This window comes from Heyndrickxia sp. FSL W8-0496, assembly GCF_038007825.1.
GTDB classification, from domain to species: Bacteria; Bacillota; Bacilli; order Bacillales; family Bacillaceae_C; genus Heyndrickxia; species Heyndrickxia oleronia.
This window is the reverse complement of sequence record NZ_JBBOXX010000001.1, coordinates 3,617,362-3,642,740: the sequence shown is the minus strand read 5'-3', so window position 1 is coordinate 3,642,740 and position 25,379 is coordinate 3,617,362. Positions and strand designations below refer to the sequence as shown.

The following is a 25,379-nucleotide window of genomic DNA, read 5'->3' as shown; positions in this document are numbered from 1 at the left end:
CTACATATTATACCTGTAATGAGCACAGTTACAAGTGTATTAAGCTGTTGAAATGCCGAATATAAAACCCTTTTTAAAGTTGACAAATGTGAATATTGTAACTAAAATGATTACATGTAATCAATGTGGTTACAATTTAAAACAGGAGGAACTTAGAATGAATATAGGAATTATTGGTGCAAATGGAAAAGCTGGAAATCTAATATTAAAAGAGGCTGTAAATCGTGGTCATCAAGTAACAGCAATAATAAGAGATGCATCTAAACTAAAAGAAAAGGTTGATGCAGTCATTGAAAAAAGTATATTTGATCTTACATCAGATGATATTAAACCATTTGATGTGGTGGTTAATGCTTTCGGTGCGCCCCTTGGAGAAGAGCAAGCACACGTGGAAGCTGGACGTGTTCTAATGGAAGCACTAAAAGGAATAAGCACTAGAGCAATCATTGTCGGTGGAGCAGGAAGTTTATTCGTGGATGAGAACGAAACCATTAGAGTAATGGACACACCTGATTTTCCTGATATCTTTATACCAACAGCGAAGGGGCAAGGACGGAACTTACAAGATTTGCAGGAATCATCGAATATTACGTGGACTTTTATTAGCCCTTCAGCAATGTTTGATTCAGAAGGAAAAAGAACCGGTTTTTATCAAGCTGGAAAAGATCATCTTCTTGTTAATTCGATAGGTGAAAGCTATATCAGCTATGCTGACTATGCAATTGCTGTAGTGGATGAGATAGAAAATCCTCAACATATAAATGAACGATTTACTGTTGTGGGTGAAGCAGAATAAATTTCATAATTATTGAACAAGCAAAATACCGTTAGTTCAAAGCTAATGGTATTTTGTTATGTGGATGTCTAAAAAAAACTAAGTCTTTTTTTAGTTTATTGCTTTTGTAAAAGCCGAAATCCTAATAAAGGATTCAGTGATTCTTATGGAGTTTGCAGCTCTTTTCTAAATGAAAGGTGAATCGGTCTGCAGCCAATAGTTATCAGGTGAAACTTTAATTAGTTAAAATTGAGAAAAGTGCCTTTTATTTTAGTTGTGAATGAATCATCATTCAGTTATTCTTAAAGATAGGAATAACTTTTATTCACGGAGGGGTAGAAATGGGATCATTAACTTACCAAACTATTGATGCAAATATTCAAGGAAATACGGCCTTTATCCAATTTAATCGGCCAACCTCATTAAATGCATTAAATACGGTTATGATTAAAGAACTAGTGGATTGCCTTAATGAAATGACATTAAATGAAGCCATCAAAATTGTTGTGTTGCAGGGGAAGGGAAAGGCATTTTCATCTGGGGGAGATATAAAAGAAATGTTCCAGCTCCAGGGCGAGGAAGAATTTTTCTTAGTAATGGATGATATTAATCAACTCATTACGACTTTGTATACTATGCCAAAACTAACGATTGCCGGGATTGAGGGAGCTGCGGCAGGGCTAGGTTTGAGTATTGCATTAGCAACAGATTATATTATTTCAGATTCAACGAGTAAGCTTGCTATGAATTTTATTGGAATTGGATTAGTTCCCGATGGTGGGGGACATTTTTTGCTTAAACGTAGGATGGGAGAACAGAAGGCAAAGAAGTTTATTTGGCAGGGAAAGGTATTGACAGCAGAGGTGGCATTGAAGGCTGAAATCATTGATGAAATAGCAAACGATGTAAATATGGCTATTGAAGACAAACTTCATCAATGGAAAACCAAGCCTCTTGAAGCGATGCTTCAAACTAAAAAAATCTATAACGAGCTACAATTACAGGAACTTATAAAAACGTTGGAATTAGAAAAACATGCACAATGGAAAATGAGGCACACGAAGGATCATTTTGAAGGAATACAAGCTTTTATAGAAAAGCGAAATCCGAAATTCATCGGTGAATGATGTTAAATTAAGCTCTTTTCTTAGTAAGAGGAATGGGGAGCCATCTTCATCCGGATATATAAATTAAAACTTTACAATATTTGAGAAAAGAGCCCAGAGAAAAACCCAAGAGGTTGTCTTTGCAACAACCTCTTGGGTTTATTAACGATGAAATAATATGAGTTTTCCATTTGGTGATGTACAGCGATGTGTTTTCTCTAACGCATTATTTTCACTTAGAAGCTGTTCCCCTTTTACCTTTGCTTCATGATCATTGGCTGCTTCAATGCTTTCATCTAAAATCTTTTCCCCATTTGCTTCAAAAGCAGTTAATTTGTAAATAGCCATGATTTAATTCCCCCATCCGTTTTATTGGTTGTTTTGCTTGCTTATATAAAAGCCCTAATGCTGGCTTTTTCACCTAATAAAGAATTCAATGGTTCTTATCAAGTTAATGTACGTGTTGGATATCCCTTTTTGCAGCTATTTTTCGATTAGCAGTATATCCAGCGACTAAAACGAGAATTGTAATGATTCCTGCTATAATATATGTGATTGGTCCATGAGAAATATTTAAAAGGTGAAGGAGCTTTTCTTCCTTCATTAACATTTCTCCTGCTGTCCAAGCAAGAATACCTGAACCTATATAAGCGATCCAAGCATATTTATTCATTGCTTTTACAATCATTTTCGAGCCGAAAATCATGACAGGAATACTAATCATGACCCCGATAGCTATTAATCCAATATGATTATCAGCTGCACCAGCTAGTGCAACCACATTATCTAAACTCATGACTGCATCAGCCAAGATAATGGTTCCAATTGCTTTTAATACTCCGCTTTGTGATTTTACATGAACATCTTCTTCATCCCCTACAAGAACCTTGAAGGCGATCCAAATAAGAAGAAGTCCTCCAATAATTTCTACGAATGGGATTTTTAATAGCTGTACAATGACGATCGCAAAAATAATACGTAATATTACTGCTCCACCAGTACCCCATACAATCGCTTTATTTTGTTGTTCTTTTGGTAGATTTCGCGTAGCCATGGCAATAACTACGGCATTATCCCCGGATAATACAATATCTATTGCAATAATTTTGAGTAACACTAGTAAAGAACTAGTTGAAAGTGCTAGTCCAATTGGAAAAATATTTTCCATTCTTTTTCCCATCTCCTGGTTTATATAAAGTCTCTTTTCATCCATCTACCATATTAATCTATTATTATATTAACATATATTTTTTATAGATAGACTAGAAAATGTTTGGATAAATAACTAGAAAAGTAAATGGAGTAGAATTTAATGGAACCTTTTAAGACTTTTTACGTATAAAAGATAAGTGGTTAGAAAAAGGAGGAAAACTAAGTTGACATTAAATTTAGATCAAGTAACAAAGAAATTTGGACAATTTGTTGCAGTTGATCATCTTTCTCTCGTTATTCCAGAAAAGGAAATGTTTGGTTTTTTAGGTGCGAATGGTGCAGGAAAAACAACAACCTTTCGAATGATTTTGGGGATTATGGACGCAACAGAAGGAGATATTACGTGGAATGGTAAAAAAATTGATTATTCCACTAGCCCCTTTATTGGTTATTTGCCTGAAGAAAGAGGACTATATCCAAAACTAAAGGTAAGAGACCAATTAATTTATCTTGCCCGCTTAAGAGGAATGGACAAAAATGAAGCTCTGAAAGAATTAAACTATTGGTTAGATCGGTTTAATGTTCCAGAATACATAGATAAAAAAGTAGAGGAATTATCTAAAGGAAATCAACAAAAAATCCAATTTATTGCCTCAGTTCTCCATAAACCTCAATTACTTATACTGGATGAGCCATTCAGTGGGTTGGATCCTGTAAATGTGGAAACATTAAAGTCTGCTGTTACCGATTTGAGGGATAATGGAGCAACCATCGTTTTTTCCAGCCATCGGATGGAGCATGTTGAAGAGCTATGTGAAAATCTTTGTATTATGCATCATGGAAAGCCAGTTGTTCACGGAAGTTTACGTGAAATAAAGAAATCATTTGGAAAGAAAAATGTCACGATTCATGCCGATTTTGATCTTATGTTTTTACAAGATATTCCCGGTGTTTTAAAAACGAAAAAAACTGCACAGGGAATGCATTTACAAATATCAAGTGAAGATACGGCGCAAACAATCTTGAATCAAATTAATGGAAAAGGCTTTGTGAGGAAATTTGAATTAGAGGAACCATCGTTAAATGATATTTTCATTGAAAAGGTAGGTGCTTCCTATGAATAAGTTTGGTGTCATGTTAGGTCATTCCTATGTTTCAAAATTAAAATCTAAATCATTTATTATTACATCAATTATTATGCTTATTGGTGTGTTAATTTTAGGAAATATGAACAGAATCATTGATTTATTCTCCGGTGGTGATTCAAAAGAAAAAATTGTCGTTCTCGATCAAACAGATTCAGTATTTCAATCTTTTCAAAAACAATTAAAAGTAACAAATAAAGATATCGAACTTATTAAAGAAAGCAAAAGTGAGGCAGAGTTACAAAAAGCTGTGAATGCTGGTGAGTATGATGGATTAATCACGATATCAATGGATCAATCTAATTTGCCAGAGGCAACGTATAAAGCCCCTACACTTACAAATACTGAATTATCCAGTCAATTATCACAGGCCTTGCAAGCTGTGAAATCAGATATGGCTGCATCCCAATTAGATTTAACAGCTGATAAGCTGGCACTTCTAAATAGCCCAATTGTGTTTAAAGAAGTCAGTCTCGAAAATAATGCAAAATCTTCTGAAGAACTTGCCCAAGCTCGTGGACTCGTTTATATTCTTCTTTTCGTGATCTATTTTTCAGTCATTTTTTATGCAAGCAGTGTTGGGATGGAAGTAGCAACAGAAAAAGCATCTCGTGTAATGGAAATTCTTATTTCGAGTGCATCTCCTACACAACAAATGTTTGCCAAGATTATTGGGGCTGCCCTGCTTGGAATTACCCAAATGGCTGTCTTGCTTTTAGTCGCATATTTTACAATTAAACAGAACTTAAGTGAGTTAAAAGGCGGTTTCTTCGAGGTTTTTGGTTTTTCTGATATTAAAGTTTCAACAATCATCTACGCTATTGTATTTTTCCTATTAGGATATTTATTATATGCAACATTAGCAGCATTTTTAGGATCTCTTGTTAGTCGTATTGAAGACGCACAGCAAATGATGTTGCCAATGACCTTTTTAATTATGATTGGTTTCTTTATTGCTATGTCTGGATTAAACAATCCATCAGCGGGATTTGTTACAGTTACTTCCTATATCCCTTTCTTTACACCAATGCTTATGTTTTTGCGTGTAGGGATGTTAGACTTACCAATGTGGGTTGGCTTATCCGGGGTTGCTGTTCTGATCGTGTCGATAATTATTATGGCATCTATTGGAGCTCGAATCTATCGCGGTGGGGTTCTTATGTATGGAAAGTCTAATTCATTAAAAAATATAAAAAAAGCACTTCAGTTATCAAAAAATAAATAAAGAATTTGAATGGGCTATCCTCCTTTCTTGTTGGATAGCCCATTTTTACGTTTGTTTTTACAGCAATCCCCTTTAAAATCTTATAAAATCGTTTATAATTATCCTAAGAACATATATTCGTTTAGGAGGATGGTGAAATGAGCCAACTTCAATTTATCCATACAGCAGATCTCCATTTAGATAGTCCATTCATCGGATTACAATACTTACCCAAAACGATTCTTAATCGAATTCAGGAAAGTACGTTTGCATCTTTCATTAAAATTGTCGATAATGCAATATCTTTGAAGGTGGATTTCGTTTTAATAGCAGGTGACCTCTATGATGGAGAGGATCGAAGTATAAAAGCTCAAGCAAGACTTAGAAAGCAAATGATAAGGCTCGAGCAGGCGGGAATAGAAGTATTTATCCTTCATGGTAATCATGATCATCTAGGTGGAAATTGGACAACGATTGACATGCCAAGTAATGTTCATGTTTTTTCATCTAGTGTAGAGATGAAATCGTTTATTACTAAAAAAGGGCAAAGAGTCCATATATATGGATTCAGTTATCCGGAAAGACATGTAACAGAGAAAAGAATCAATGAATATAAAAAAATTGAACCTGCCGATTTTCATATCGGAATGCTTCACGGAAATGTTGACGGTGGGAGCTCAGATCATCAACCCTATGCACCTTTTACAATTGGTGAGTTACTTGAGAAGAAAATGGATTATTGGGCATTAGGGCATATTCATAAGCAGCAATTTCTCCACCAAGATCATCATCCTTATATTGTGTACCCAGGTAATATTCAAGGGCGGAATCGGAAGGAGAAAGGATCGAAAGGTTGTATAGTAGTAAATCTATCATCCCATGAAACCACTTTAAGTCATATAGAAACAGCAGATATTCTTTGGAGTGACATAAGTATTGATGCTTCAAAGATTCGAACGTTCTCTGATTTATATCTTTTATGCAGAAAAGAAATGAATCATCAACGTTCTTCATCACAGGGTGTACTTCTCGAAATGACCATTAAAAATATTGAAATGCTTGAGAAAGAAGCAATTGAAAAAATAAAGAATGGTGAATTATTGGAAGCTCTTCAAGATGGAGAGGAGTATGAGGAATCCTTTGTCTGGACAATTAGTGTAAATTGTCATGTAAAAGATCAACTAGTAATTGAACCAACCTTTAAAAATGAACTGGAACAAACTCTTGCAGAATTAACTCAAGAAGAATCATTTGAAAAGGCTTTAGAAGACTTGTATGGAAATCCATATAGCAGTCGCTATTTAGAAAAGATGACAGAACATGAAAAGAAAAATCTATTGCAAGAAGCCGAACAATTGGTTTTTGAATTGGTCCATTCCAATTCATAGAGGAGGAAATTCGCGTGAACATTAAGCAAATACATATATATGGTTTTGGAAAATTAACTGATTTTCGGTTGTCTCTTTCAAGTTCTCTTCAAGTTTTATATGGTGAAAATGAAGCAGGAAAGTCAACTTTAATGGCCTTTATTCATGCTATTTTATTTGGATTCCCTACAAAGCAGCAGTCAGAGCTTCGCTATGAACCGAAACGTGGTTCAAAATATGGTGGAAATCTACTATTGGAAACAGAGGATTACGGTGAGATATTGGTTGAAAGGGTTGGAGGGAAAGCAACTGGTAATGTAGTCGTAACATTATCTGATGGAACAACAAAAGGGGAAGAGTTTCTTAAGCAACTCCTTAAGAATATGGATAAATCGATGTTTAAGGGGATTTTTTCCTTTAATATTCATGGTCTTCAAGGAGTTAACCAATTAAAAGGAGAAGATATTGGTCATTATCTCCTCGCAGCAGGGACCATTGGAACAGATATTATTGTCAAGACGGAACAACAGTTGCAAAAAGAACTGGATCAATTATTTAAACCAAGTGGTCGAAAACCAGTACTCAATATGATGCTGCAAACAATAAAACATCAAGAGAAAGATCTGAAAAAAAGCATGCAGCATAATGAAACATATGAAAATTTGCAAAAAGAACTTCATACTTTGCTAGAGGAAATAGAGCATATGCAGGGTGAAGGAAAGAAATTCGAAAAACAGCTTCGAAAGCTAGAACGATTAAAACAGGATTGGCCATTCATCCAAGAAAGAAAGCAATTATTAAAAAGAATAGAAGAAATAAAGCAAAAACATTTTCCCATTGATGGGATTCATCGGATGGATAAATTGGATGAGCAACTCCGTATCACCAATAGCCAATTACAAGCACTTAAAGTTAAAAAAGCTGAATATGAAAAGGAGCTTCAGTTATTAGCTCCAAATCAATTAATTGTCCAAAATGAGTCGAGAATTCAATTGATTTTGGAAAAATGGCCACAAGTACTTCAATGGCAAGAAGAATTGATCAAACGAAAAGAAGAGCAAAGGAAATGGAATGAACAAATCTCCCTTTTAAGTAGGAATGTGTATTACCAAGAAGAAGATTTGAAACAACTTCCTTCCGTCGATCTCAGTATCGACATGAAAGATAAAATTAGAACAACAGTAAAAGATAATTATTATTTAAAATCCAAAAAGGATGAACTTGAACAGCATCTAGAAATAGAAAAAAATAAACAAACGGAATTGGAAATGCAATGTGATCGGATTGAATCCGAGCTTTTAAGTGAAGAAGAGTTTAGACGATTATCCGATCAACAACAAACATATAATCAGTTACAGAATGAATATCAACAAATTCAGGATCAATTAAAGTTAATCAGATTCTCAAAAGATCAAGGAAAAAAAGAAAGCAACTTGGCAACGATGCTATTTTATCTTTTATTTAGTGGTTTTTTTCTTTGGAGTCTTACAACCATGCATTACTTATCGATGGCAGGAGCGCTAATAGGGCTGATCGTCTTAAGTTATACTGCTTGGACAAATAAAAATAGGAAAAAACACAACCATGATAGCAGCGAACGACAGCTGTTAAAAAAAGCAGAAAAGATATTGGATGAAATGAACCAATTAGCAGATAGAAGGCCTAAATATGAAGAACAACAAAACCTTCGAAGTCAGTGGAAAGAACTTATTCTTCAAATAGAAAATCAACAATTTAGATTTACAGAAAAAATGGAAGCTTTGTCTGAATGGAATAAAAAGTGGAAAGATAATGAGCATCAATTAAATGGAATTAGACACCAGCTTCGGTTACATGATCGATTTTCCTCAGAGCAATTGCCAGATGCTTTTGATATCCTTTCCGAACTTGCAAAGATGATTCATAATCAAGCAAATAATGAAGCTCAGCTTAATTTGCTAATTCAAAAAGTTTCTAAATGGGAAAATGAGTTAAATGACTTAGTGCAAGCGCTTGGATTAGAGAATATAGCAAATGATGAAAAAATTATTCACTTAAAAAGTTTATTGAAAAACGAACAAGACCATCGTTTGTTGCATCGTGAAATGAAAAATAAAATGGATGAAATAGAACATGAATATATAAAATGGCTAAATGAATCAACCTCTTTAAAGGATGCACTAAATCAACTTTTGACTGATGCAGGAGCTGAGCATCAGGAAGAATTTAGAAAGAAAGGTAAGGAACACGAAGAGTATTTGGCATTAAAAAACAGCCTTCAAATGCTTAGTAAGCAAATAAACGAAGAAAGCTTAAAGGCTACCTCTGCATTCGAATCCTTTGATGTGATTGAAAATGAATTACTTCAGAATCAGGATCGGGTCGACACAATTATAAATCGGTTAGAAGTATTACGTAAACGACTGGCAGAAGTCAATTATGAAATTAATCTCCTAGAAGATGGGGGAGTCTACACCGAGAAATTACATGAATTTTATCATCTGAAGTCATTGTTTAATATGAAGGCGAAACAATGGGCAAAGCTTACATTAGCTAAACAAATGATTGCTAAAACGATGGAGCGGATGAAAAATGAACGGTTTCCGAAGGTATTAGAAACGGCTGAATACTATATCAATCAATTAACAGATGGACAATATATTCATTTCCACTTCAAAGAATCAGGTCAATTAAAGATTGAGAGGGCCGACCATATCATGTTTGATCCTGAGGAGCTTAGCCAAGCCACTACTGAGCAAGTATATATATCTTTACGATTAGCTTTAGTTCAGGTTTTACAAGATGAATATCCATTCCCAATGATTATTGATGATGGATTTGTTAATTTCGATAGGGATCGTACGAAAAGAATCATTCAAATTCTATTAGAAATGAGTAAGTCAACTCAAGTTCTCTTTTTTACTTGCCATGAACATATATTGGATTTATTTTCTGAGAATCAAATTTTCGTATTAAATGAGAAAGAGACATATTCCATGGTAAAATAAAAACAATGAAAGACTTCCAATGGAATGAAGCTTGGTAGCATATAAAAATTCAATTCTGCATTTATTAGATGAGATGACTTGATGCAGTAAGGAGAAATTGGGGGATTTAAATGACAAAAGGACTCATGAACTTTGATGTGGGTGAACAAATTGAGCTTTATTTATTAATTAAAAATAGCACAAAAGGGATTGCTAGTAATGGAAAACCTTTTTTATCTTTAAATCTTCAAGATCAAACAGGGGATATTGAAGCAAAGCTTTGGGATGTATCCGATTCAGATGCGCAAACGTATAAATCTGAAACTATTGTAAAGGTTGCAGGCGATATTCAAAATTATCGTGGAAGATTACAGTTAAGGATTCGGCAAATTCGACCGGCCGGGGATCATGATGGGGTGCAAATCTCTGATTTTCTCGAATCTGCTCCAGCTAGTCAAGATGAGATGACAAGCAAGATTACTCAATATATTTTTGAAATGAATAACCCGAATATACAAAGAATAACAAGACATTTATTAAAAAAGTATAATAGTGATTTTCTTGTTTATCCTGCTGCCACGAAAAATCATCATGAGTTTGTTTCTGGATTAGCCTATCATGTAGTATCTATGCTTGATTTGGCAAAAGCAATTACAACCCTATATCCATCCTTAGATCGAGATTTATTGTACGCGGGAATTCTTTTACACGATCTTGGTAAAGTAAAAGAGCTCTCAGGACCCATTTCAACCACCTATACGGTCGAAGGGAATTTATTGGGACATATTACGATTATGGTCAATGAAATTGCAAAAGCAGCAGAGGAACTGGGCATACAAGGTGAGGAAGTAATGGTATTACAACACCTTGTCCTAAGTCATCATGGAAAGCCAGAATGGGGAAGTGCAAAACCACCGATGATTAAAGAGGCTGAAATTCTTCATTATATTGATAATTTAGATGCGAAGATGAATATGTTAGATCGAACCCTTCGCCATGTAAAACCAGGTGAGTTTAGCGAGCGTGTTTTTGCTTTAGATAATCGTTCCTTCTATAAACCTACTTTTCATAAGTAATGAATAAATAGATGCACCTTTAAAAAAAATCAATTGTTATTTTGAACTGCGCCCTAAATTTCGGACAGTTTAATAAAAGTAACCCTGCTATTTAAGCAGCGATTAGATGACTTCGGTATTCTGCCGGAGTCATCTTTTTTAAATTCCATTGTCTTCTTGATGCATTATAGAAAATCATATATTGATTAACTAATTGTTTTAGTTCTTCAAATGTATGAACTTCTTTATAGTCCATTTCATCTTTCATATGTCCAAAGAAGGATTCCATTGGTGCATTATCGATACAGTTCCCTCTACGTGACATAGATTGTTTCAAATTCATCTGTTTCACCCTTTTTTGAAATTCTGGATGCGTGTAATGGAAACCTTGATCAGAGTGTATCATGGCTTCTGGATGTATATTATTCCCTAATTTCTCTTCTAATTTTGCTAGAGTATTGTAAACAATCGACATTTTCAATGTTTGTGATAATTCATATGCCACTATTTCACGTGTAGCGACATCCTTAACACAGGATAGATAGGCTGTTTTTCCTCGATACTTTAAATAGGTAATGTCAGTTAAAAATACTTTTTCCGGCTCGTCTTGTGTAAATTCACGGTTTAATCTATTTGGTAATGTCTTATGTTCTTGAGTAGCTTTTGCAATATTTTTATATGGGTTTGCACGTCGCACTTTCGCAAAGAAATTATACTTGCGCATTAGACGGCGTATTTTCTTTGGGTTCATTGGGTTTTCAAGTAATTCACATACTTTCATATAAAGTCCACGATAGCCAACTTTCCCTTTGAATGCATCATAGATGCACTTTAAAAAGAGATAATCCTCATAATCATTGTTCTCTCGAATGGCATGTTTTTCAGTATTCCGCAGCCATGCATAATAACCACTGCGACTAACATGTGCGACAGTACATAGCTCAGAGACACTATTGATTAGTTGATATTTACGAATTACTTCATTGATGACTGCGTATTTTTCATGTGGAGCTACTTGTGTTTCTTCGCCTTCCTTTCGAGTTCCTCTAGCTTTTTTAGTAATTCAATTTCAGCTTCGAGATAACGAATACGAGCCTCTGCTTTTTCTAGCTTCTTATCAGCGGATAACTCACTAGTTGTTGGTCTTCCCGTACTTCCTTTTCCTCGACGTTCTTCCAAAAAACCATTTTCTCCATATTGATTAAAAGTATTTCTCCAACGCTTCAAAGCTGATTTAGCTTTTTTAGGGCCAATCATTTCAAGATCAAACCCATTTTCTATAAAGATTTGAGTAGGTCCTTTCCCAGCTAAGTTCTCATTTACTGCTTTAATTTTAAATTCAGGTGTATATTGAATCGCTCGGTCAGATACTGAAGCAACATTGGGATTGGCTTCTAATAGTTGACGTTGATGTTCATTAAAATAGATTTTACTCATAAGATAACTCCCGTTCAAATTAATTATGTTAAGTATAACGGGCTTTTCCCATAGAAAAAACCCCGAATAGGGCACTTTTTTTTAAGTGTCTACTATTCGGGGTTCAGTTCATTTCATCTCCTTTGGTTCTTTTTTATTTTTTTTTAGCATACCTTGTAGAAAAGGACAATCTTTGAAAGGGGATTAGCACATGTCACTGCCAATATGGATTTATTTTGTTATCGCTGGAATCGCTGTTAGTGCTTTTATGGCAATTAAAACTTCAAGAGAAGATCGTCAACTTGAGCAAGAATGGATTGAAAAAGAAGGGGAAGAATATATAGAACGGATGGAAGAAGAGAAAGAGAGAAGAAAGCAAGTCAAAGAAGCAGGATAAAAAAGAACAAGGTGATTGATTCCACCTTGTTCTTTTTTTATTATTTTTTAGATGTAGAATCAGAAGTATCAGCGTTTAATACATTATCAAATGCTTTTTTCAGATCTTTATCTTTAATATCTAATTTTGCATTTTTGATTTCTTTTTTCATTACTTGTTGAACTTTTGTTTGATCTACCTTAGATTGTTTAATTTTTTCTTTTATTTCTTTTTTCATTTTATCGTCTAAAGGTGCTTTATCCTTCTTACCAGTTAGCTTAATGATATGATAACCGAATTGTGTTTGAACAGGCTCACTTACTTCACCTACTTTTAATTTGTAGGCAGCCTCTGTGAATGTTGCATCCATTTTATCGGTATTAAACCAACCAAGGTCTCCACCATTATCTTTCGTTCCATCAGTACCATATTTCTTCGCTAAATCTTCAAATTTTTCACCTTTATTAAGCTTGTCCTTCACTTCTTTTGCTGTTTTTTCATCAGCTACTAGAATGTGACTGGCTTTAATATCAGGCTTAATATTATTGTCATAGTACTCTTTAATATCTTTGTCTGTTATTTTTAAATCTTTTGTAGCTGCTTTCTCTTGTAAAAGGCCAACTTTTATCGTATTACGGAAATCTTCTTCGCTTCCATAACCGTATTGCTGAAGTGCCATTTCAAATTGGTCACCAAGCTGATCCTTTGCATCTTTCACTTGCTTATCTACTTCTTTATCAGACACTTTATATTTATCAGAAAGAACTTTATCAAAAACAAGTTGTTGTAGAACTTGATCACCAACTTTATCTTTCATTGCTTCGTAAAGTTCATCTTTCGTTACATTTCCTGCTTTAGTTTTTACTACTACTTCATCGCCACTGTTGCCACATGCAGCTAGTCCTATAACACCTGCTGCTAATGAAAGGGATAATACCCATTTTTTCATCAATAAACAACTCCCTGTCTAATCTAATTAAATCCGCCAAATAAAACCTACAAAACATACTATACCATAATTTTTATCAGAAAAGAAACATAAAACGGAAGCTTATGGAATTTTTATGGATTTCTCATCAAATTTTAACTTTTTATTTCTCTGATTAAAGGAAAAAATAACTGTATTTTTGGGCTTTTGATTTAGTCAAAGTAGTTATATGTACATAGGATATATAGAAATAGAAAAGGAGGTATCGGAATTATGGGCTTTGCTTATGGTGGCGGATTCGCCTTAATCGTTGTATTGTTCATTCTTTTAGTTATAGTAGGTGCAGCTTTTATCTGTTAAGGCTTGCTGAGTATTTTTCAAAAACATGTAAATGTAGGGTTCTAACATAACCTTCAATTTTAGTTATATGCCTTAACATCAAAGATGGAAATGAATAAAATATACTATTTCAATGATAGGGAGGTGACCTTAATGGGTGGTGCAGCATATGGCAGCGGCTTTGCGTTACTTGTTGTATTGTTTATTTTGTTAATTATCATTGGTGCATCTTGGATCTATTAATAGATCCGGCTAGTTGGTCTTGTATAAGTAGAAAAAAAATCAGGTTCCTTGGGGACCTGATTTTTTGTCGTGGTTTAAAAAGCAGATGGCTAGTATAATCATGAGGAGACCCAAGATGTTTTAGGCTCTTTTTCTCAATGAATGAGGTTAGTTAAAACTGTAAAGAGCTTGTTTTATGACACATGATCAAATGCTATGCTTTTTCTTATGTAAAAAGTATTTCAACATATGAAGAAACAAGCAAAATTGTAACGAGAATATTAATAGTCGTAAAGACTTTTGGTTGTCTATCCTCAGGGATCTCTTTTTGTATACAAAGTGCATTCGTCATATTATTTATAAGGTATACGATTACAATCCCAAACAAAATAAATATGGAGATCATAAAATCCCTCCCTGTATTTCCAGTTTCACTTATGCTTAAAGATACCAAATTTTAATATAAAAAGATAGATATTTTCGTATTCTATTGGAATGAGAGGTTTGGAATTAAAGTTAAAAATAGGTAAAATATAAATCTACAAAGATGATTTGAAATTAATTTAAACGAATTTCGAATCTTACAATGATCATTTAATATTCATTTCTATAGTCTAAAGATAATGATATGGAGAAGCCAATATTGTATTATACTATGTATATGCAAAGTATTATAGAAGTGGTAGGCTTCCTTTAAAAGATAATTAAATGTAAATGAGGTAAACATATGGAATCCATCGAACAAAGACTTGATCGAATAGAGTTTTATCAAAAATTATTAATGGAAATGATTAATGATCATCATTATGAATTTTACCGATTAATTATTGAAAAAAAACTTCAAAAAAAAGAAGTTGAAGCCTTCCATAAACTTTGTCTAAAGCTTAGTAAAGAAAGTGAAGAGCAAAAGGAAGATCATTTTGTTTTCTTCGCGCCGCTTTATAAAAAGTTTATAGAAGAGCTCAATCCCAAATTAGATCCAAAAGAAGTTATACAAGCTTGTATAAAACAAAAGCTATATCCGGAGCTTATGGAAATTCTTCTCCGTAATATTGTATAAATGGATCTTCAATAATAGTATTGGAAAGTTAACAATTGCTTAGTCTTTCCTTTTCTTCGATAGGAAGCTTTTTCACACTTCCATTTTCCTCATAGAATTCTGTTTCAATATTATGAAATGACTTTTCGAAAATTTCCATAAAATGATCACCATACATATTACGTATGATTGTCATTAATTCAATAAATTCAGGGAATTTTCCGTATATGTTTCTAAGTGGCAAGGCACCATTTAGCACAGTATTATTACTAGGGTCGAATGCCTCCATTGAATCTAATAAAAGAGATTCTCCTTTTGAAGTTAATTGTATATATGTGTTCCGTTTATCGTTTTCCTTTTTGGAGAATTCTAATAATCCTCTTTCCTCTAATTTTTTCGAAAAATTAAACGCTGTTGAGACATGCATAACACCAAATTTTGCAACATCTGAAATTGATGCTCCCTTTAAATGATAGGCAATCCAGAGAATATGATGTTCATTAATGTTTAAATCATAAGGTTTTATCCATTGTTGCCAATCTTTTTCAATCATTTTCCAAATTGCTTTGCTTATTTGTGCAACTCTTTGACTAAAAAGCATGGCTTCCATTACAGAATATGGTTTATCTCCCATTTTTTCACCCACTTATATATATATCTTATTATCATTATGCCAATAAAGTAAAAATTAATAAAGATATAAATTTACAAAATTTTTAGAATATCAATAATTAGGAAAAGTTTTTTAGGACTTTTCCTTTTTAATCTGTGATTCTAATTGTTCGATCGTATCTCTTAATGATTGAACCTCACTATAAATATTTTCTTTATTCGTTTCTATATTATTTTGCCATTCAGAAATCGATGATTTCACATCAGTTATGAACTGTACGGCCATTTCTTTACCTTCTGTGGTTAATACATGAATAGATTTTTTTAACTCATTGGCATTTTTGGTCATGTCCTTGACTGTTGCAATCCATTCATCCTTAGAATTTGTTAGTTGTTGTCTAAGTTCTTTTCCAGAGGAAGGAGCAGATAATAAAGCTGTGATCGAACCAGCTACTCCCCCGACAATTAATCCAAACAATAATGATTTTTTATCCATAACCCTCACCTCATTAAGAATATTTATAGTAAAAAGTGATTATTAAGAATTTTTAGCATACCTCTATACTATTTTTCTACAATAATTTGCAAAATCCTGCAAGTTTATATAAATTATATGATAAATTTTTAGAAAAATCACGTTAATTCCTATATTTATGGTCAAAAAATAAAATAATCTATACATTATACTATATATTTATGCATAGTTTTTAGGTAGGAAGTATTTTAAAAATATAATTTATTCTTAAGAGGTGTGATGAATGAGTGGGATCTTATTTTGCCTCTTTCTTATTAGTGGATGTTTTTTTATAGGCATGATTCTAGCTTTTCTTAAATTTCAACGTCCAGGCGTTTATCCGCCAAAAAGGATTTTAAAACAAAGAATGATCGTTTTGGGAAGCGGAGGACTCATTTCCATGCTATTAAGTTTGTTTTTATTGATGGTAATTCGGTAACATAGAATATAAGCATGAAAATGATAAAAAATCCTGCAGATTTGCAGGACTTCTCTTTCTTTTTATTGAATATTTTTTGAAATAGCCATTGCCATCTTAGTATAATCTTTTTGAGTGTATTCACTTTGATTATTTTTCCATACAGCACCAAATCCATCGCCTTTACCATATCTCGGGATTAGATGTAAATGGAAGTGGAAAACAGTTTGTCCTGCCTGTTCACCATTATTATTTACCAAATTCATACCAATAGGATTGAATTCCTTTTTCAATGCATTGGCGATTTTTGGGACCACTTCAAAAAGGTGAGAAGCAATTTCTGGAGTTAATTCAAAAATATTTTCCTTATGTATTTTTGGGATAATTAATGTATGTCCTTTAGTGACTTGACTAATATCGATAAAAGCCATTACATGTTCATCTTCATAGATCTTTGCTGATGGAATTTCACCATTGACAATTTTGCAAAAAATACAATCACTCATGTTTGTTCCACCTTTCTAAGGATTTAAATATCTTATTTTAAGTATAACGTATGATGGCTAGAATTGGAATGAAGGTTTATCCTACAAATAAAAGGGACAGGATATTCGAATGAAATCCTGTCCCAAATGAAGGGGAACTTAAAGGGTTTTAAAAAACCATTGGTCTGTCTTTGATAAACACCTCATTTATTAGTGAGTTGCTATTCAAATGAATGGAGTAAATGACCTTTGTTCAACGCGATCATCCCCTTATTGTTTTAACATTATTATTAACGTCTAAAACAGTAAGTGATCTTCGACAAACACCTCATTTTTGATGTGAATGTTATTTCGTTGTTGCCATACCCATTTGACCATCTTTATCGCTTTTAAAACGGTTTCGGCCTTTAATAACCACCCCGATTTTATTTGCGTTTGTTAACCCCTTCGCTTAATATCATGTACAATATAGAAGAAAGTATACTGATAAAGATTAATTTTTTAAAAAAAATAATTGTAGAGATATAAAAGAAAGGACGTCTAAATCATGTCGCTATTAAAAGTAGAAAATCTTACAGGAGGTTATACTAAAAAGCCTGTTTTAAATGATGTTTCCTTTACGATTGAAGAAAAGCAGATGATCGGATTGATTGGTTTAAATGGTGCTGGGAAAAGTACAACAATTAAGCATATTATCGGTTTGATGGAACCTAAAAAAGGAAATATCCAAATCAATGATCGTAATCTTCAAAAAGATCCAGATGAATATCGGAAACAATTTTCCTATATACCTGAATCACCAATATTGTATGACGAATTGACACTAGATGAACATTTAAAATTAACAGCTATGGCCTATGGAATTAGTGGTGAAACGTATCATTCTCGAATTCAACCTTTATTAAAAGAATTCCGCTTAGATAAGAAACTGGGTTGGTTCCCTGCTCATTTTTCAAAAGGGATGAAGCAAAAGGTAATGATTATGTCAGCCTTTTTAGTGGAGCCTGAGCTTTATATTATTGATGAACCGTTTGTCGGCTTGGATCCACTGGGAATCCAATCTTTATTAGATTTGATGAACAAAATGAAAGATAGTGGTGCGGGAATATTAATCTCAACCCATATTCTTGCAACGGCTGAACGCTATTGTGATGGCTTTGTGATATTGCACAATGGACAAGTTAGAGCGAAAGGGACATTACAAGAACTACAGAATGAATTCAATATGCCAAATGCAACTTTAGATGATATTTATATTCAATTAACAAAGGAAGAGACAAATGAAACAGATTGAGAATTTGTGGAAGGAACGTGTTCAATTACATACAGTTGAATTAAGAAAATATCTTAAATATATTTTTAATGATCATCTACTATTTGTTGCAATTTTTGCTCTTGGAGCAGGCGCATTTTATTACAATGGCTGGGTAAAAACTTTAGATGAAAGTTTTCCTGTCGCTTGGGTGATGGGAATTATTTTGGGTCTATTTCTTACAATGAGCCCGATATACACATTTTTAAAAGAAGCAGATAAAGTTTATTTATTACCAATCGAAATGAAATTGAAATTTTATTTCCGCAAAGCCATATATGTAAGCTTTATGCTACAGTCATATATTTTATTAATGATTTTGGCAGCTTGTATGCCAATGTATGCTAAAGTAACTGGAAATGGGTTTAAATCCTTCTTTTTAATCCTATTGATTCTTCTCATAGTCAAGCTTTGGAATCTTTATTTGCAGTGGGATGTCTTGAAAATTCAAGATTATAGAATATCTTATATGGATTGGCTTGTCCGATTTGTAGTGAATGGCAGCTTTATTTATTTTATTATCGAACGTTCATCACCATGGATTTATGGACTTTATATTCTTATCTTTTTAGGCTTGTATTTTATTTACCATCAAGCTACTAAAGAAAAAACATTAAAGTGGGATATTTTAATTAATAAAGAAGAGAAGCGGATGAGCGCGTTTTATCGCTTTGCAAATTTATTCACAGATGTTCCAAAGTTGAGAGGACAAGTGAAAAGAAGAAAATGGTTAGATCCATTATTGAATTTTGTTCAGTATGATCAAAAGAATACCTATTCTTATCTTTTTATTCGAACATTTATGCGTACGAGTGAATATTTTGGTCTATTTATTCGATTGCTTCTAATTGGGGGGGTTCTCCTCTATTTTAGTGATCAATTTTATTTAGTGATAGGGATATCAATAATCTTCCTATATTTAACAGGATTTCAACTGATCCCTATGATTCGATTCCACGAATTAAAAATTTGGCAGTTTCTGTATCCTGTCCAGAGATCATTCAAGGAAAAATCATTCATCAAGTTGCTTCATGTTATTTTACTCGTACAATCAGTTATATTTGGAGTCATTGTACTGATTAGTAATAAATGGGAAAATGGCTTAATTGTTTTAATCGTAAATATCGTATTTTCCTTAGGATTTGTAAAATGGTTTGTTCCTTCTAGAATTAAAAAAATAAATAAAGGCACGATTTTTTGAAACTTCATTTCTTCTTCTACGTATGTATGAGTAAAGCTCTATTTTTTCCAAAAGAGCACTGAAGCCGTTGTAATTAGCGTTAGCCTATGTTTCCGAATGGGATCTATGTAAAATGTCTTCAATAGAAAATAATAAGGAGCATCTTGGATGAATAGTGAACAACGAATGAAGAGTGAAGTTGAGATATGGAAACGGAAAATGATGAAAAAATCTGGAATGATGAACCGAATAACTAAAAAAGCACAAGATAAGATCAATGGTTTAATTCCTGAAAAAGCTCATAAAGTAATCACGGAAAGTATAAAAAAAATGGTGCAAGCTACATTGTTTGGTTCTGAATATTTAACAAAGCCAAAAGAGACCTATAATTTATCACTAGAGGAAAAAGAAGCACTGATCAAGGACAGTTTAAATAAATTCCGAAAAACGGCTGTAGTTGAAGGTGCTGGTACAGGTGCGGGTGGACTTTTATTAGGCCTTGCAGATTTTCCTCTTCTTTTATCCATTAAAATGAAGTTTCTGTTTGAAGTCGCTTCTATTCATGGCTATGATGTAAAAGCGTATGAAGAACGTTTATTTATCTTATATGTATTTCAGCTTGCATTTTCAAGTGAAGAGCATAAAAAGAACGTATTAGAAACGATTAGTCATTGGGATGAGGTCAAGGGTGAATTAGTTGACGTTGATTGGCAAGTTCTCCAACAGGAATATCGGGATTACATCGATTTCGTAAAGATGCTTCAGCTAGTTCCAGGAATCGGAGCCATTGTTGGTGCATATGCAAATTATAATTTACTAGATCAATTAGGCGAAACAGCAATAAATGCTTATAGGATTCGTGCGTTTAATCGAAATGAAATAACAGAGGAGATCCCACTTGATAGTGATAAGTAGGATCTCCTTTTTTTTATATTTTCGCAATACCTTCCATTGCAGGAACAGTATGATATTCGATTGCTGCTGTCCCTAGTGTTTTTGCCGCAATAAGCATTGACTTCTCATTAATATTAAATTTTGGATGATGATGTGGGTAAGGTGTTTCAACATTTTCAGGCTTTGCTCCAGTGAAAAAGAAAGTTCCTTTTACATGTTGTAGGTAATAAGCAAAATCTTCTCCTCCCATTTCCGGTGATGCCAATGCCACTTCGGTAATATCGGTGACCTTCTCAGCACATGTAACAAGGAAATCTGTTTCAGATTCATGATTTACGACAGCTGGATAACCGCGATGATATTCATAGCTAAACTCACAACCTGCAGCTAAGCAGGTCCCCTTAACGATTCGCTCAATCTCCTCTTCAATAAAGTCTCTCACATCTTCATTAAAGGTTCGAACCGTACCAGATAATTTCGCTGAATCTGCAATAACGTTAAAAGCATTTTCGGCTACGAAAGAGGCGACTGTTACAACTGCGGAATGAATAGGATCAACTCGGCGACTAACAATTTGCTGGAGATTCATCACTAGCTGTGAGCCAATAACAATTGCATCCTTCGTTTTATGTGGTTGGGCACCATGACCTCCATAGCCCTGTATGGTGATTTCAAATCGATCTGCAGCTGCCATGATCGGCCCTTTACGATATGAAACCGTCCCATATTCTAATGGTGACCAAAGATGAGTTCCAAAAATAACATCGACTCCTTCTAGACAACCATCTTTAATCATAGAAATAGCTCCACCCGGTGCATATTCCTCTGCATGTTGATGAATCATTACATATTCTCCAGGTAATTCATCCTTCATTTCATTTAATATTCTTGCGAGAACAAGTAAGGTAGCCGTATGTCCATCATGTCCACAGGCATGCATTACACCTGGTACCTTCGATTGATAAGGAACATTGGTTTCTTCATGGATAGGAAGAGCATCAAAATCCGCACGTAATGCTACTGTTTTACCTGGTAATCCACCTTTTATACGTGCGACGACCCCATTTCCACCTACATTTTCTTTTACCTCTACACCTATTTTTCTATAATAATCTCCAATATATTTTGCAGTTTGAACTTCTTGAAAGGATAACTCTGGATGTTGGTGCAAGTACCGTCTAATTGAAACCATTTCATCATATGCTTCTTCTAGTTTTAAATAAAGGTCTTGGATTGTCATGGATTAATCAGCTCTCCCTTTTTAATAATTTATAATCTTAGAATAATTATAACATTTTTCGGAAGAGAGGGTATTGTTTAGGCACTTGATGAAGATTTTGTTCTTTTTCGATAAAATTTTTCTCAAAATAGATTGATGAGTAGGATATACAGCAAAGAGCCTTCGTTGTTTATATTGAACAGGATTATAGGAGGAACATGGCGAGAATGGTAGTGACAACGATTCCGATGATTACTGGGATTAAGTTCCTTCTCGCAAGCTCAAATGGATCTACTCCACAAATAGCAGCTGCTGGAATTAATGCCCATGGAATGATGGTACCTCCACCAACCCATATTGCCATAATTTGCCCTAACGATGTTAAGGTTGCTGCTCCGGCTTCTGAACCATGAGAAAATAAATTAGCTACAGAACCAACAAGGGAAAGTCCAGAGAATCCCGAACCATCTAATCCAGTGATAATCCCTACTCCAGATACGGTAACAGCACCAATTTCATTGGTTAATGGAACTAGATTAGCTAGTGCAATCCCCAAGTCATTAACGATACCTTGTGAGGTTTTCGGAAGAAAATTACCAATCATTCCTTGAAAATCATCGCCACCTAAATAAAAAAATGCGGCTATAGGGATGACTGGACCAAATACCCTAAACCCAAATTGCAATCCTTCAATTAAGTATTTAGTAGTTTCCTCTAATGCTTTTCGTTTGTGTCCTGCTAAGGTAATAAGTAAAAGAATAAATATCGCTGTTCCACCAACTAAAGCAGTTGCATCCCCGCCTTGAAGGTTGAAATAGATCATCGCAACAATATCGAGAACAAAAAGAATTGGAATAATGATAGCGAAAGTTTTTTTTGAAAATGAAGATAAGAGTTCTTTATTTTTTTGAACAGAAGACTTTTCATTCATTATGGATGTAGAAGGTTTGAGGGCTCCTCTTTTTATATCACGTTTTAATATGAGAAATGCAGAGATTGTTGTCACTACGCCCATTGTAATGACTAATGGAATACTTGCATGAATGACATCTGTCAATGGTATCCCGGCCCCATCTGCAGCTAATTTAGGAGCTCCTTGAATAATGTAATCTCCTGATAGCGCGACTCCGTGTCCAAATAGATTCATAGCTACCGCAACGCCAATGGCAGGTAAACCTACTCTAAGAGCAACAGGGAGAAGAACAGCACCCATTAGAGCGACAGCTGGAGATGGCCAGAAGAATAATGAGATAACCATCATTAATAGACCAATCGTCCAGTAGGCAAGGGTGGGGGTTTTAATCAACTTAGCAAATGGGGAAATCATCACATCGTTTATGCCTGTTTCAAGTAAGCTTTTACTCATTGATACGATAATTGAAATAATAAGAATGATAGATAAAAGCTGGGTTATGGCATAAATGAAACTATTAAAGACACTGCTTATTGATGTGGTAAGTGATCCGGTAGCAGTTAAAGCGATGAAGAAGATTCCTAGTATACAGATGATGGTTGTATCACGTTTAAGCACCATGAAAAGGATTATAAGGGCTATAAATACGATATAGATCCAATGAATAAGGGTTAAGTCAACAGCCATAATATCATCCTCCCTACAATTTAGGCGATCACCTATTTTAATAAAATATGTAACAACGAAAAATGAGTGAAAGATAAAAGAAAAAAATCAGTCTCAAGACGGAGGAGGAGTCAAGCGGCTGTACCTTTTTATAAAAAGACTAGAAAAGTATAATTTTCATATGAAATAAAGGGAAAATACGTATTTTTCTCGAATTACTACTATGGAAATATAATAAGGCGGGGAATGGACATGTTATTTGCGGTTGTTTTACTTGTTGTAGGAATTGCTCTTCTTTTGATGAATATTGGTGTCATTTCCTTGGAAATAAAAGAGTTTTTTGTCATGTTCTTTCCGATATTATTTATTATTATTGGAATGATGTACTTATATAAAAGTATTCGTAATCGATCATCAAGTTCCTTTTTTTTAAGCTTGTTTTGGCTTCCATATGGTGTTTTATTGATTCTAGGCCAGCAAGAAATGATTTCGTTTTCTTATGGTGATTGGTGGAAGCTTTGGCCTATTCTTCTAATATATTTAGCGATGGATAAGCTTTTATTTAAAGGCAGGAAAAGGATGACTGTGAAATATGAATCAGATGACCATAATGTACGTGTTTATAATATCGATTTGAAGAACATCGAAAAAAACATCGGAAAAAACATCAAAAAAAATTTTTCAACATCAGATGTCCATTTTAATGAGCAAAATTGGCCATTAAATCCTATGGATATCCATACGACAATTGGCGATTTTTACTTTGATTTTAGTAAGGCGTTTATACCTGATGAAGAGACAAAGGTGAGAATTAAAAGTAGGATTGGCGATGTGAAAATGTTAATTCCTGAGGAAATTCCTATTAAAATCGAGGCCAAAACAAAAGTAGGAGATATTCGTCTGTTTGATATTGATTCTTCCGAAACCAAGCAGAATATTTATTTCGAATCTCCAAATTATGAGGAAGAAGAGAAAAAAATTGATATTACCATCGAAATTGGGATTGGCTCGATACGGATTGATAGGGTATAGAAAGGAAGGCAGACTTTGATGAAAGTACAAAGTATTCGATTTCGATTTATCAGGAATTTTTTAATAATGGCTTTGATGGGCGGATTAATTTACTTCGTTTTTCTGCAATTTTTTTTGTTTAAGTATGGGGATCAAGTATTAAATACAAAAAATATTTTAGTGTTAACATTTTTTTTATTAATCGTATATTTTATACTAAGTATTTATTTTGGTTACCGAAATGGGCGTGTTATTTCTAAAAGATTAGACGAGGTTCTTTCCTTTGTATCTATATTACGGAGCGGGAAATACTCTGCAAGAGCCGTAGAAATTGAAAAGGATGAAATAGGATTAATTTTTGAGGAAATGAATCAATTAGCAATGTTTCTTCAAGATCAAGTACGATCATTGCAGAGATTGGCTGATGAGAAAACAGAATTAGCGAATCAAGCTCACCATGCAGCTGTTATTGAAGAACGCCAAAGACTAGCGAGGGATCTCCATGATTCGGTTAGTCAACAGCTGTTCGCATTAGGAATGATATCGTCAGCGGCACTAAGAACCGTACAAAGTGATCCTAACCAAACAAAGGTCATGCTCGAACAGATTGCTAATATCTCGGCAAAAGCCCAAGGAGAAATGCGTGCATTATTATTACATTTAAGACCGATAGATTTAAAAGGCGATACACTCAATGAGGGGTTAAACAAGCTAATTCATGAGCTAAAAGAAAAGACTAACTTGGATATTGAATGTCAACTTGAACATTTTGATACTCCTTCAAAAGCAATCGAAGATCATATCTTTCGAATTGTTCAAGAAGCTCTTTCGAATATACTTCGTCATTCACAAGCAACGAAGGTAAGAATTACATTGGAAACCATTAAAGACCAAATCCACTTATACATAAGTGATAATGGAAAAGGGTTTAAAGTAGAAAGAAATTTAATGACATCATACGGCTTACAAACAATGAGAGAACGATGTGAAGAACTAGGCGGTGTTTTCCAAATTCGTTCAATGGAAGAAGAAGGGACATATATAAATATAAGGATTCCACTATAG

The 25,379-nt window shown here is 33.9% G+C and carries 26 protein-coding genes; 16 read left to right on the top strand and 10 right to left on the bottom strand.

Annotation, left to right across the window (positions count from 1 at the left end; translation table 11 throughout):
• The first annotated feature begins 157 nt into the window (after nucleotides 1–157).
• Both NST63_RS18420 and NST63_RS18415 read left to right on the top strand, forming a co-directional pair.
• Entirely contained in the window at nucleotides 158–796 is a 639-nt protein-coding gene (locus tag NST63_RS18420; protein WP_212942510.1) for an NAD(P)-dependent oxidoreductase, read from the top strand.
• Between the two features lie 320 nt (nucleotides 797–1,116).
• Complete coding sequence (locus NST63_RS18415; protein ID WP_341043334.1) at nucleotides 1,117–1,902, top strand: enoyl-CoA hydratase; 786 nt, start codon at nucleotides 1,117–1,119, stop codon at nucleotides 1,900–1,902.
• Between the two features lie 141 nt (nucleotides 1,903–2,043).
• Here NST63_RS18415 and NST63_RS18410 read toward each other — a convergent pair whose 3' ends face one another.
• Together NST63_RS18410 and NST63_RS18405 are read right to left on the bottom strand one after the other, a co-directional pair.
• Nucleotides 2,044–2,229 (bottom strand): YhzD family protein, encoded by a 186-nt coding sequence (locus NST63_RS18410; RefSeq protein WP_212942506.1) that lies wholly within the window; start codon nucleotides 2,227–2,229, stop codon nucleotides 2,044–2,046.
• Between the two features lie 103 nt (nucleotides 2,230–2,332).
• The gene (locus tag NST63_RS18405; protein WP_058004730.1) at nucleotides 2,333–3,049 is read right to left on the bottom strand and encodes a TerC family protein; all 717 of its coding nucleotides are present in this window, start codon (nucleotides 3,047–3,049) and stop codon (nucleotides 2,333–2,335) included.
• 208 nt (nucleotides 3,050–3,257) lie between these two features.
• Between NST63_RS18405 and NST63_RS18400 the strand changes: the two genes are divergently transcribed.
• The 5 genes from NST63_RS18400 (at nucleotide 3,258) to yhaM (ending at nucleotide 10,791) form a co-directional block, all read left to right on the top strand.
• The gene (locus tag NST63_RS18400; RefSeq protein WP_212942503.1) at nucleotides 3,258–4,157 is read left to right on the top strand and encodes an ABC transporter ATP-binding protein; all 900 of its coding nucleotides are present in this window, start codon (nucleotides 3,258–3,260) and stop codon (nucleotides 4,155–4,157) included.
• Nucleotides 4,150–5,403 carry an ABC transporter permease gene (locus NST63_RS18395; protein ID WP_341043329.1) on the top strand — a complete coding sequence of 418 codons (1,254 nt, stop codon included), beginning with the start codon at nucleotides 4,150–4,152 and terminating at the stop codon, nucleotides 5,401–5,403. Before NST63_RS18400 ends, NST63_RS18395 begins: the two co-directional genes overlap by 8 nt.
• 137 nt (nucleotides 5,404–5,540) lie before the next feature.
• Nucleotides 5,541–6,770, top strand: coding sequence for a metallophosphoesterase family protein (locus tag NST63_RS18390; RefSeq protein WP_341043327.1), 1,230 nt, complete (start codon nucleotides 5,541–5,543; stop codon nucleotides 6,768–6,770).
• 14 nt (nucleotides 6,771–6,784) lie between these two features.
• Nucleotides 6,785–9,736 carry an ATP-binding protein gene (locus tag NST63_RS18385; protein WP_341043325.1) on the top strand — a complete coding sequence of 984 codons (2,952 nt, stop codon included), beginning with the start codon at nucleotides 6,785–6,787 and terminating at the stop codon, nucleotides 9,734–9,736.
• Between the two features lie 110 nt (nucleotides 9,737–9,846).
• The gene (gene yhaM, locus NST63_RS18380) at nucleotides 9,847–10,791 is read left to right on the top strand and encodes a 3'-5' exoribonuclease YhaM (RefSeq protein ID WP_071976813.1); all 945 of its coding nucleotides are present in this window, start codon (nucleotides 9,847–9,849) and stop codon (nucleotides 10,789–10,791) included.
• A 91-nt stretch (nucleotides 10,792–10,882) separates the two neighbouring features.
• On the opposite strand, the gene NST63_RS18375 is transcribed toward yhaM, so the two are convergent.
• Nucleotides 10,883–12,207, bottom strand: a protein-coding gene (locus tag NST63_RS18375; protein ID WP_139254896.1) for an IS3 family transposase whose coding sequence is annotated in 2 segments (ribosomal slippage) — nucleotides 10,883–11,829 and nucleotides 11,829–12,207 — 1,326 coding nt in all. Because the reading frame shifts where the segments join, the coding sequence is not laid out codon by codon here.
• Between the two features lie 190 nt (nucleotides 12,208–12,397).
• Between NST63_RS18375 and NST63_RS18370 the strand changes: the two genes are divergently transcribed.
• Nucleotides 12,398–12,583, top strand: a complete 186-nt coding sequence (locus NST63_RS18370; RefSeq protein ID WP_058004736.1) for a sporulation YhaL family protein — start codon at nucleotides 12,398–12,400, stop codon at nucleotides 12,581–12,583.
• A 40-nt stretch (nucleotides 12,584–12,623) separates the two neighbouring features.
• Here NST63_RS18370 and NST63_RS18365 read toward each other — a convergent pair whose 3' ends face one another.
• On the bottom strand, nucleotides 12,624–13,511 hold the full coding sequence (locus tag NST63_RS18365) for a peptidylprolyl isomerase (RefSeq protein WP_212942495.1): 888 nt from the start codon (nucleotides 13,509–13,511) through the stop codon (nucleotides 12,624–12,626).
• A gap of 252 nt (nucleotides 13,512–13,763) precedes the next feature.
• On the opposite strand from NST63_RS18365, the gene NST63_RS18360 reads away from it, so the two are divergent.
• On the top strand, nucleotides 13,764–13,850 hold the full coding sequence (locus tag NST63_RS18360; RefSeq protein WP_058004738.1) for a YjcZ family sporulation protein: 87 nt from the start codon (nucleotides 13,764–13,766) through the stop codon (nucleotides 13,848–13,850).
• A gap of 132 nt (nucleotides 13,851–13,982) precedes the next feature.
• Nucleotides 13,983–14,072 carry a YjcZ family sporulation protein gene (locus NST63_RS18355; RefSeq protein WP_078110109.1) on the top strand — a complete coding sequence of 30 codons (90 nt, stop codon included), beginning with the start codon at nucleotides 13,983–13,985 and terminating at the stop codon, nucleotides 14,070–14,072.
• Between the two features lie 205 nt (nucleotides 14,073–14,277).
• Here the strand turns inward: NST63_RS18355 and NST63_RS18350 are convergent, their stop codons facing one another.
• Nucleotides 14,278–14,457 (bottom strand): hypothetical protein, encoded by a 180-nt coding sequence (locus NST63_RS18350; RefSeq protein ID WP_212942493.1) that lies wholly within the window; start codon nucleotides 14,455–14,457, stop codon nucleotides 14,278–14,280.
• 321 nt (nucleotides 14,458–14,778) lie between these two features.
• On the opposite strand from NST63_RS18350, the gene NST63_RS18345 reads away from it, so the two are divergent.
• The gene (locus NST63_RS18345) at nucleotides 14,779–15,111 is read left to right on the top strand and encodes a DUF1878 family protein (protein ID WP_212942492.1); all 333 of its coding nucleotides are present in this window, start codon (nucleotides 14,779–14,781) and stop codon (nucleotides 15,109–15,111) included.
• 28 nt (nucleotides 15,112–15,139) lie between these two features.
• Here NST63_RS18345 and NST63_RS18340 read toward each other — a convergent pair whose 3' ends face one another.
• The 3 genes from NST63_RS18340 to NST63_RS18330 all read right to left on the bottom strand — a co-directional run bounded on the left by NST63_RS18340 (nucleotide 15,140) and on the right by NST63_RS18330 (nucleotide 17,140).
• A complete protein-coding gene (locus NST63_RS18340; RefSeq protein WP_341043320.1) occupies nucleotides 15,140–15,724 on the bottom strand; it encodes an HTH-type transcriptional regulator Hpr in 585 nt (194 codons plus the stop codon).
• Nucleotides 15,725–15,835: 111 nt separating this feature from the next.
• The gene (locus NST63_RS18335) at nucleotides 15,836–16,198 is read right to left on the bottom strand and encodes a YtxH domain-containing protein (RefSeq protein ID WP_341043318.1); all 363 of its coding nucleotides are present in this window, start codon (nucleotides 16,196–16,198) and stop codon (nucleotides 15,836–15,838) included.
• 519 nt (nucleotides 16,199–16,717) lie between these two features.
• Nucleotides 16,718–17,140, bottom strand: coding sequence for an HIT family protein (locus NST63_RS18330; protein ID WP_078111148.1), 423 nt, complete (start codon nucleotides 17,138–17,140; stop codon nucleotides 16,718–16,720).
• Between the two features lie 526 nt (nucleotides 17,141–17,666).
• Here NST63_RS18330 and NST63_RS18325 point away from each other — a divergent pair.
• From NST63_RS18325 to NST63_RS18315, 3 genes are all read left to right on the top strand, one after another.
• The gene (locus NST63_RS18325; RefSeq protein WP_078111147.1) at nucleotides 17,667–18,413 is read left to right on the top strand and encodes an ABC transporter ATP-binding protein; all 747 of its coding nucleotides are present in this window, start codon (nucleotides 17,667–17,669) and stop codon (nucleotides 18,411–18,413) included.
• Nucleotides 18,400–19,632: an ABC transporter permease gene (locus NST63_RS18320; protein ID WP_209391795.1), complete on the top strand. Its 1,233-nt coding sequence runs from the start codon at nucleotides 18,400–18,402 to the stop codon at nucleotides 19,630–19,632. The genes NST63_RS18325 and NST63_RS18320 overlap by 14 nt, the downstream gene beginning before the upstream one ends.
• Before the next feature lie 147 nt (nucleotides 19,633–19,779).
• Entirely contained in the window at nucleotides 19,780–20,526 is a 747-nt protein-coding gene (locus NST63_RS18315) for an EcsC family protein (RefSeq protein ID WP_078111463.1), read from the top strand.
• A 13-nt stretch (nucleotides 20,527–20,539) separates the two neighbouring features.
• On the opposite strand, the gene NST63_RS18310 is transcribed toward NST63_RS18315, so the two are convergent.
• Together NST63_RS18310 and NST63_RS18305 are read right to left on the bottom strand one after the other, a co-directional pair.
• On the bottom strand, nucleotides 20,540–21,745 hold the full coding sequence (locus NST63_RS18310; protein WP_212942486.1) for a M20 family metallopeptidase: 1,206 nt from the start codon (nucleotides 21,743–21,745) through the stop codon (nucleotides 20,540–20,542).
• Between the two features lie 184 nt (nucleotides 21,746–21,929).
• Nucleotides 21,930–23,324 carry a hypothetical protein gene (locus tag NST63_RS18305; RefSeq protein ID WP_341043309.1) on the bottom strand — a complete coding sequence of 465 codons (1,395 nt, stop codon included), beginning with the start codon at nucleotides 23,322–23,324 and terminating at the stop codon, nucleotides 21,930–21,932.
• A 231-nt stretch (nucleotides 23,325–23,555) separates the two neighbouring features.
• Here NST63_RS18305 and liaF point away from each other — a divergent pair, with 231 nt between their 5' ends.
• Together liaF and NST63_RS18295 are read left to right on the top strand one after the other, a co-directional pair.
• A complete protein-coding gene (liaF, locus tag NST63_RS18300) occupies nucleotides 23,556–24,335 on the top strand; it encodes a cell wall-active antibiotics response protein LiaF (RefSeq protein WP_341043307.1) in 780 nt (259 codons plus the stop codon).
• 18 nt (nucleotides 24,336–24,353) lie between these two features.
• Nucleotides 24,354–25,379 carry a sensor histidine kinase gene (locus NST63_RS18295; protein ID WP_212942481.1) on the top strand — a complete coding sequence of 342 codons (1,026 nt, stop codon included), beginning with the start codon at nucleotides 24,354–24,356 and terminating at the stop codon, nucleotides 25,377–25,379.

What these genes read in the sequence shown, in the direction of transcription:
- NST63_RS18360 (WP_058004738.1), top strand. Translation starts at nt 13,764, where the DNA reads ATGGGCTTTGCTTATGGTGGCGGATTCGCCTTAATCGTTGTATTGTTC.
- NST63_RS18365 (WP_212942495.1), bottom strand. Translation starts at nt 13,511, where the DNA reads ATGAAAAAATGGGTATTATCCCTTTCATTAGCAGCAGGTGTTATAGGA.
- yhaM (WP_071976813.1), top strand. Translation starts at nt 9,847, where the DNA reads ATGACAAAAGGACTCATGAACTTTGATGTGGGTGAACAAATTGAGCTT.
- NST63_RS18410 (WP_212942506.1), bottom strand. Translation starts at nt 2,229, where the DNA reads ATGGCTATTTACAAATTAACTGCTTTTGAAGCAAATGGGGAAAAGATT.
- NST63_RS18305 (WP_341043309.1), bottom strand. Translation starts at nt 23,324, where the DNA reads ATGGCTGTTGACTTAACCCTTATTCATTGGATCTATATCGTATTTATA.
- NST63_RS18335 (WP_341043318.1), bottom strand. Translation starts at nt 16,198, where the DNA reads ATGGATAAAAAATCATTATTGTTTGGATTAATTGTCGGGGGAGTAGCT.
- NST63_RS18405 (WP_058004730.1), bottom strand. Translation starts at nt 3,049, where the DNA reads ATGGAAAATATTTTTCCAATTGGACTAGCACTTTCAACTAGTTCTTTA.
- NST63_RS18295 (WP_212942481.1), top strand. Translation starts at nt 24,354, where the DNA reads ATGAAAGTACAAAGTATTCGATTTCGATTTATCAGGAATTTTTTAATA.
- NST63_RS18325 (WP_078111147.1), top strand. Translation starts at nt 17,667, where the DNA reads ATGTCGCTATTAAAAGTAGAAAATCTTACAGGAGGTTATACTAAAAAG.
- NST63_RS18345 (WP_212942492.1), top strand. Translation starts at nt 14,779, where the DNA reads ATGGAATCCATCGAACAAAGACTTGATCGAATAGAGTTTTATCAAAAA.
- NST63_RS18350 (WP_212942493.1), bottom strand. Translation starts at nt 14,457, where the DNA reads ATGATCTCCATATTTATTTTGTTTGGGATTGTAATCGTATACCTTATA.
- NST63_RS18340 (WP_341043320.1), bottom strand. Translation starts at nt 15,724, where the DNA reads ATGGGAGATAAACCATATTCTGTAATGGAAGCCATGCTTTTTAGTCAA.
- NST63_RS18420 (WP_212942510.1), top strand. Translation starts at nt 158, where the DNA reads ATGAATATAGGAATTATTGGTGCAAATGGAAAAGCTGGAAATCTAATA.
- NST63_RS18310 (WP_212942486.1), bottom strand. Translation starts at nt 21,745, where the DNA reads ATGACAATCCAAGACCTTTATTTAAAACTAGAAGAAGCATATGATGAA.
- NST63_RS18355 (WP_078110109.1), top strand. Translation starts at nt 13,983, where the DNA reads ATGGGTGGTGCAGCATATGGCAGCGGCTTTGCGTTACTTGTTGTATTG.
- NST63_RS18415 (WP_341043334.1), top strand. Translation starts at nt 1,117, where the DNA reads ATGGGATCATTAACTTACCAAACTATTGATGCAAATATTCAAGGAAAT.
- NST63_RS18315 (WP_078111463.1), top strand. Translation starts at nt 19,780, where the DNA reads ATGAATAGTGAACAACGAATGAAGAGTGAAGTTGAGATATGGAAACGG.
- liaF (WP_341043307.1), top strand. Translation starts at nt 23,556, where the DNA reads ATGTTATTTGCGGTTGTTTTACTTGTTGTAGGAATTGCTCTTCTTTTG.
- NST63_RS18370 (WP_058004736.1), top strand. Translation starts at nt 12,398, where the DNA reads ATGTCACTGCCAATATGGATTTATTTTGTTATCGCTGGAATCGCTGTT.
- NST63_RS18330 (WP_078111148.1), bottom strand. Translation starts at nt 17,140, where the DNA reads ATGAGTGATTGTATTTTTTGCAAAATTGTCAATGGTGAAATTCCATCA.
- NST63_RS18390 (WP_341043327.1), top strand. Translation starts at nt 5,541, where the DNA reads ATGAGCCAACTTCAATTTATCCATACAGCAGATCTCCATTTAGATAGT.
- NST63_RS18395 (WP_341043329.1), top strand. Translation starts at nt 4,150, where the DNA reads ATGAATAAGTTTGGTGTCATGTTAGGTCATTCCTATGTTTCAAAATTA.
- NST63_RS18320 (WP_209391795.1), top strand. Translation starts at nt 18,400, where the DNA reads ATGAAACAGATTGAGAATTTGTGGAAGGAACGTGTTCAATTACATACA.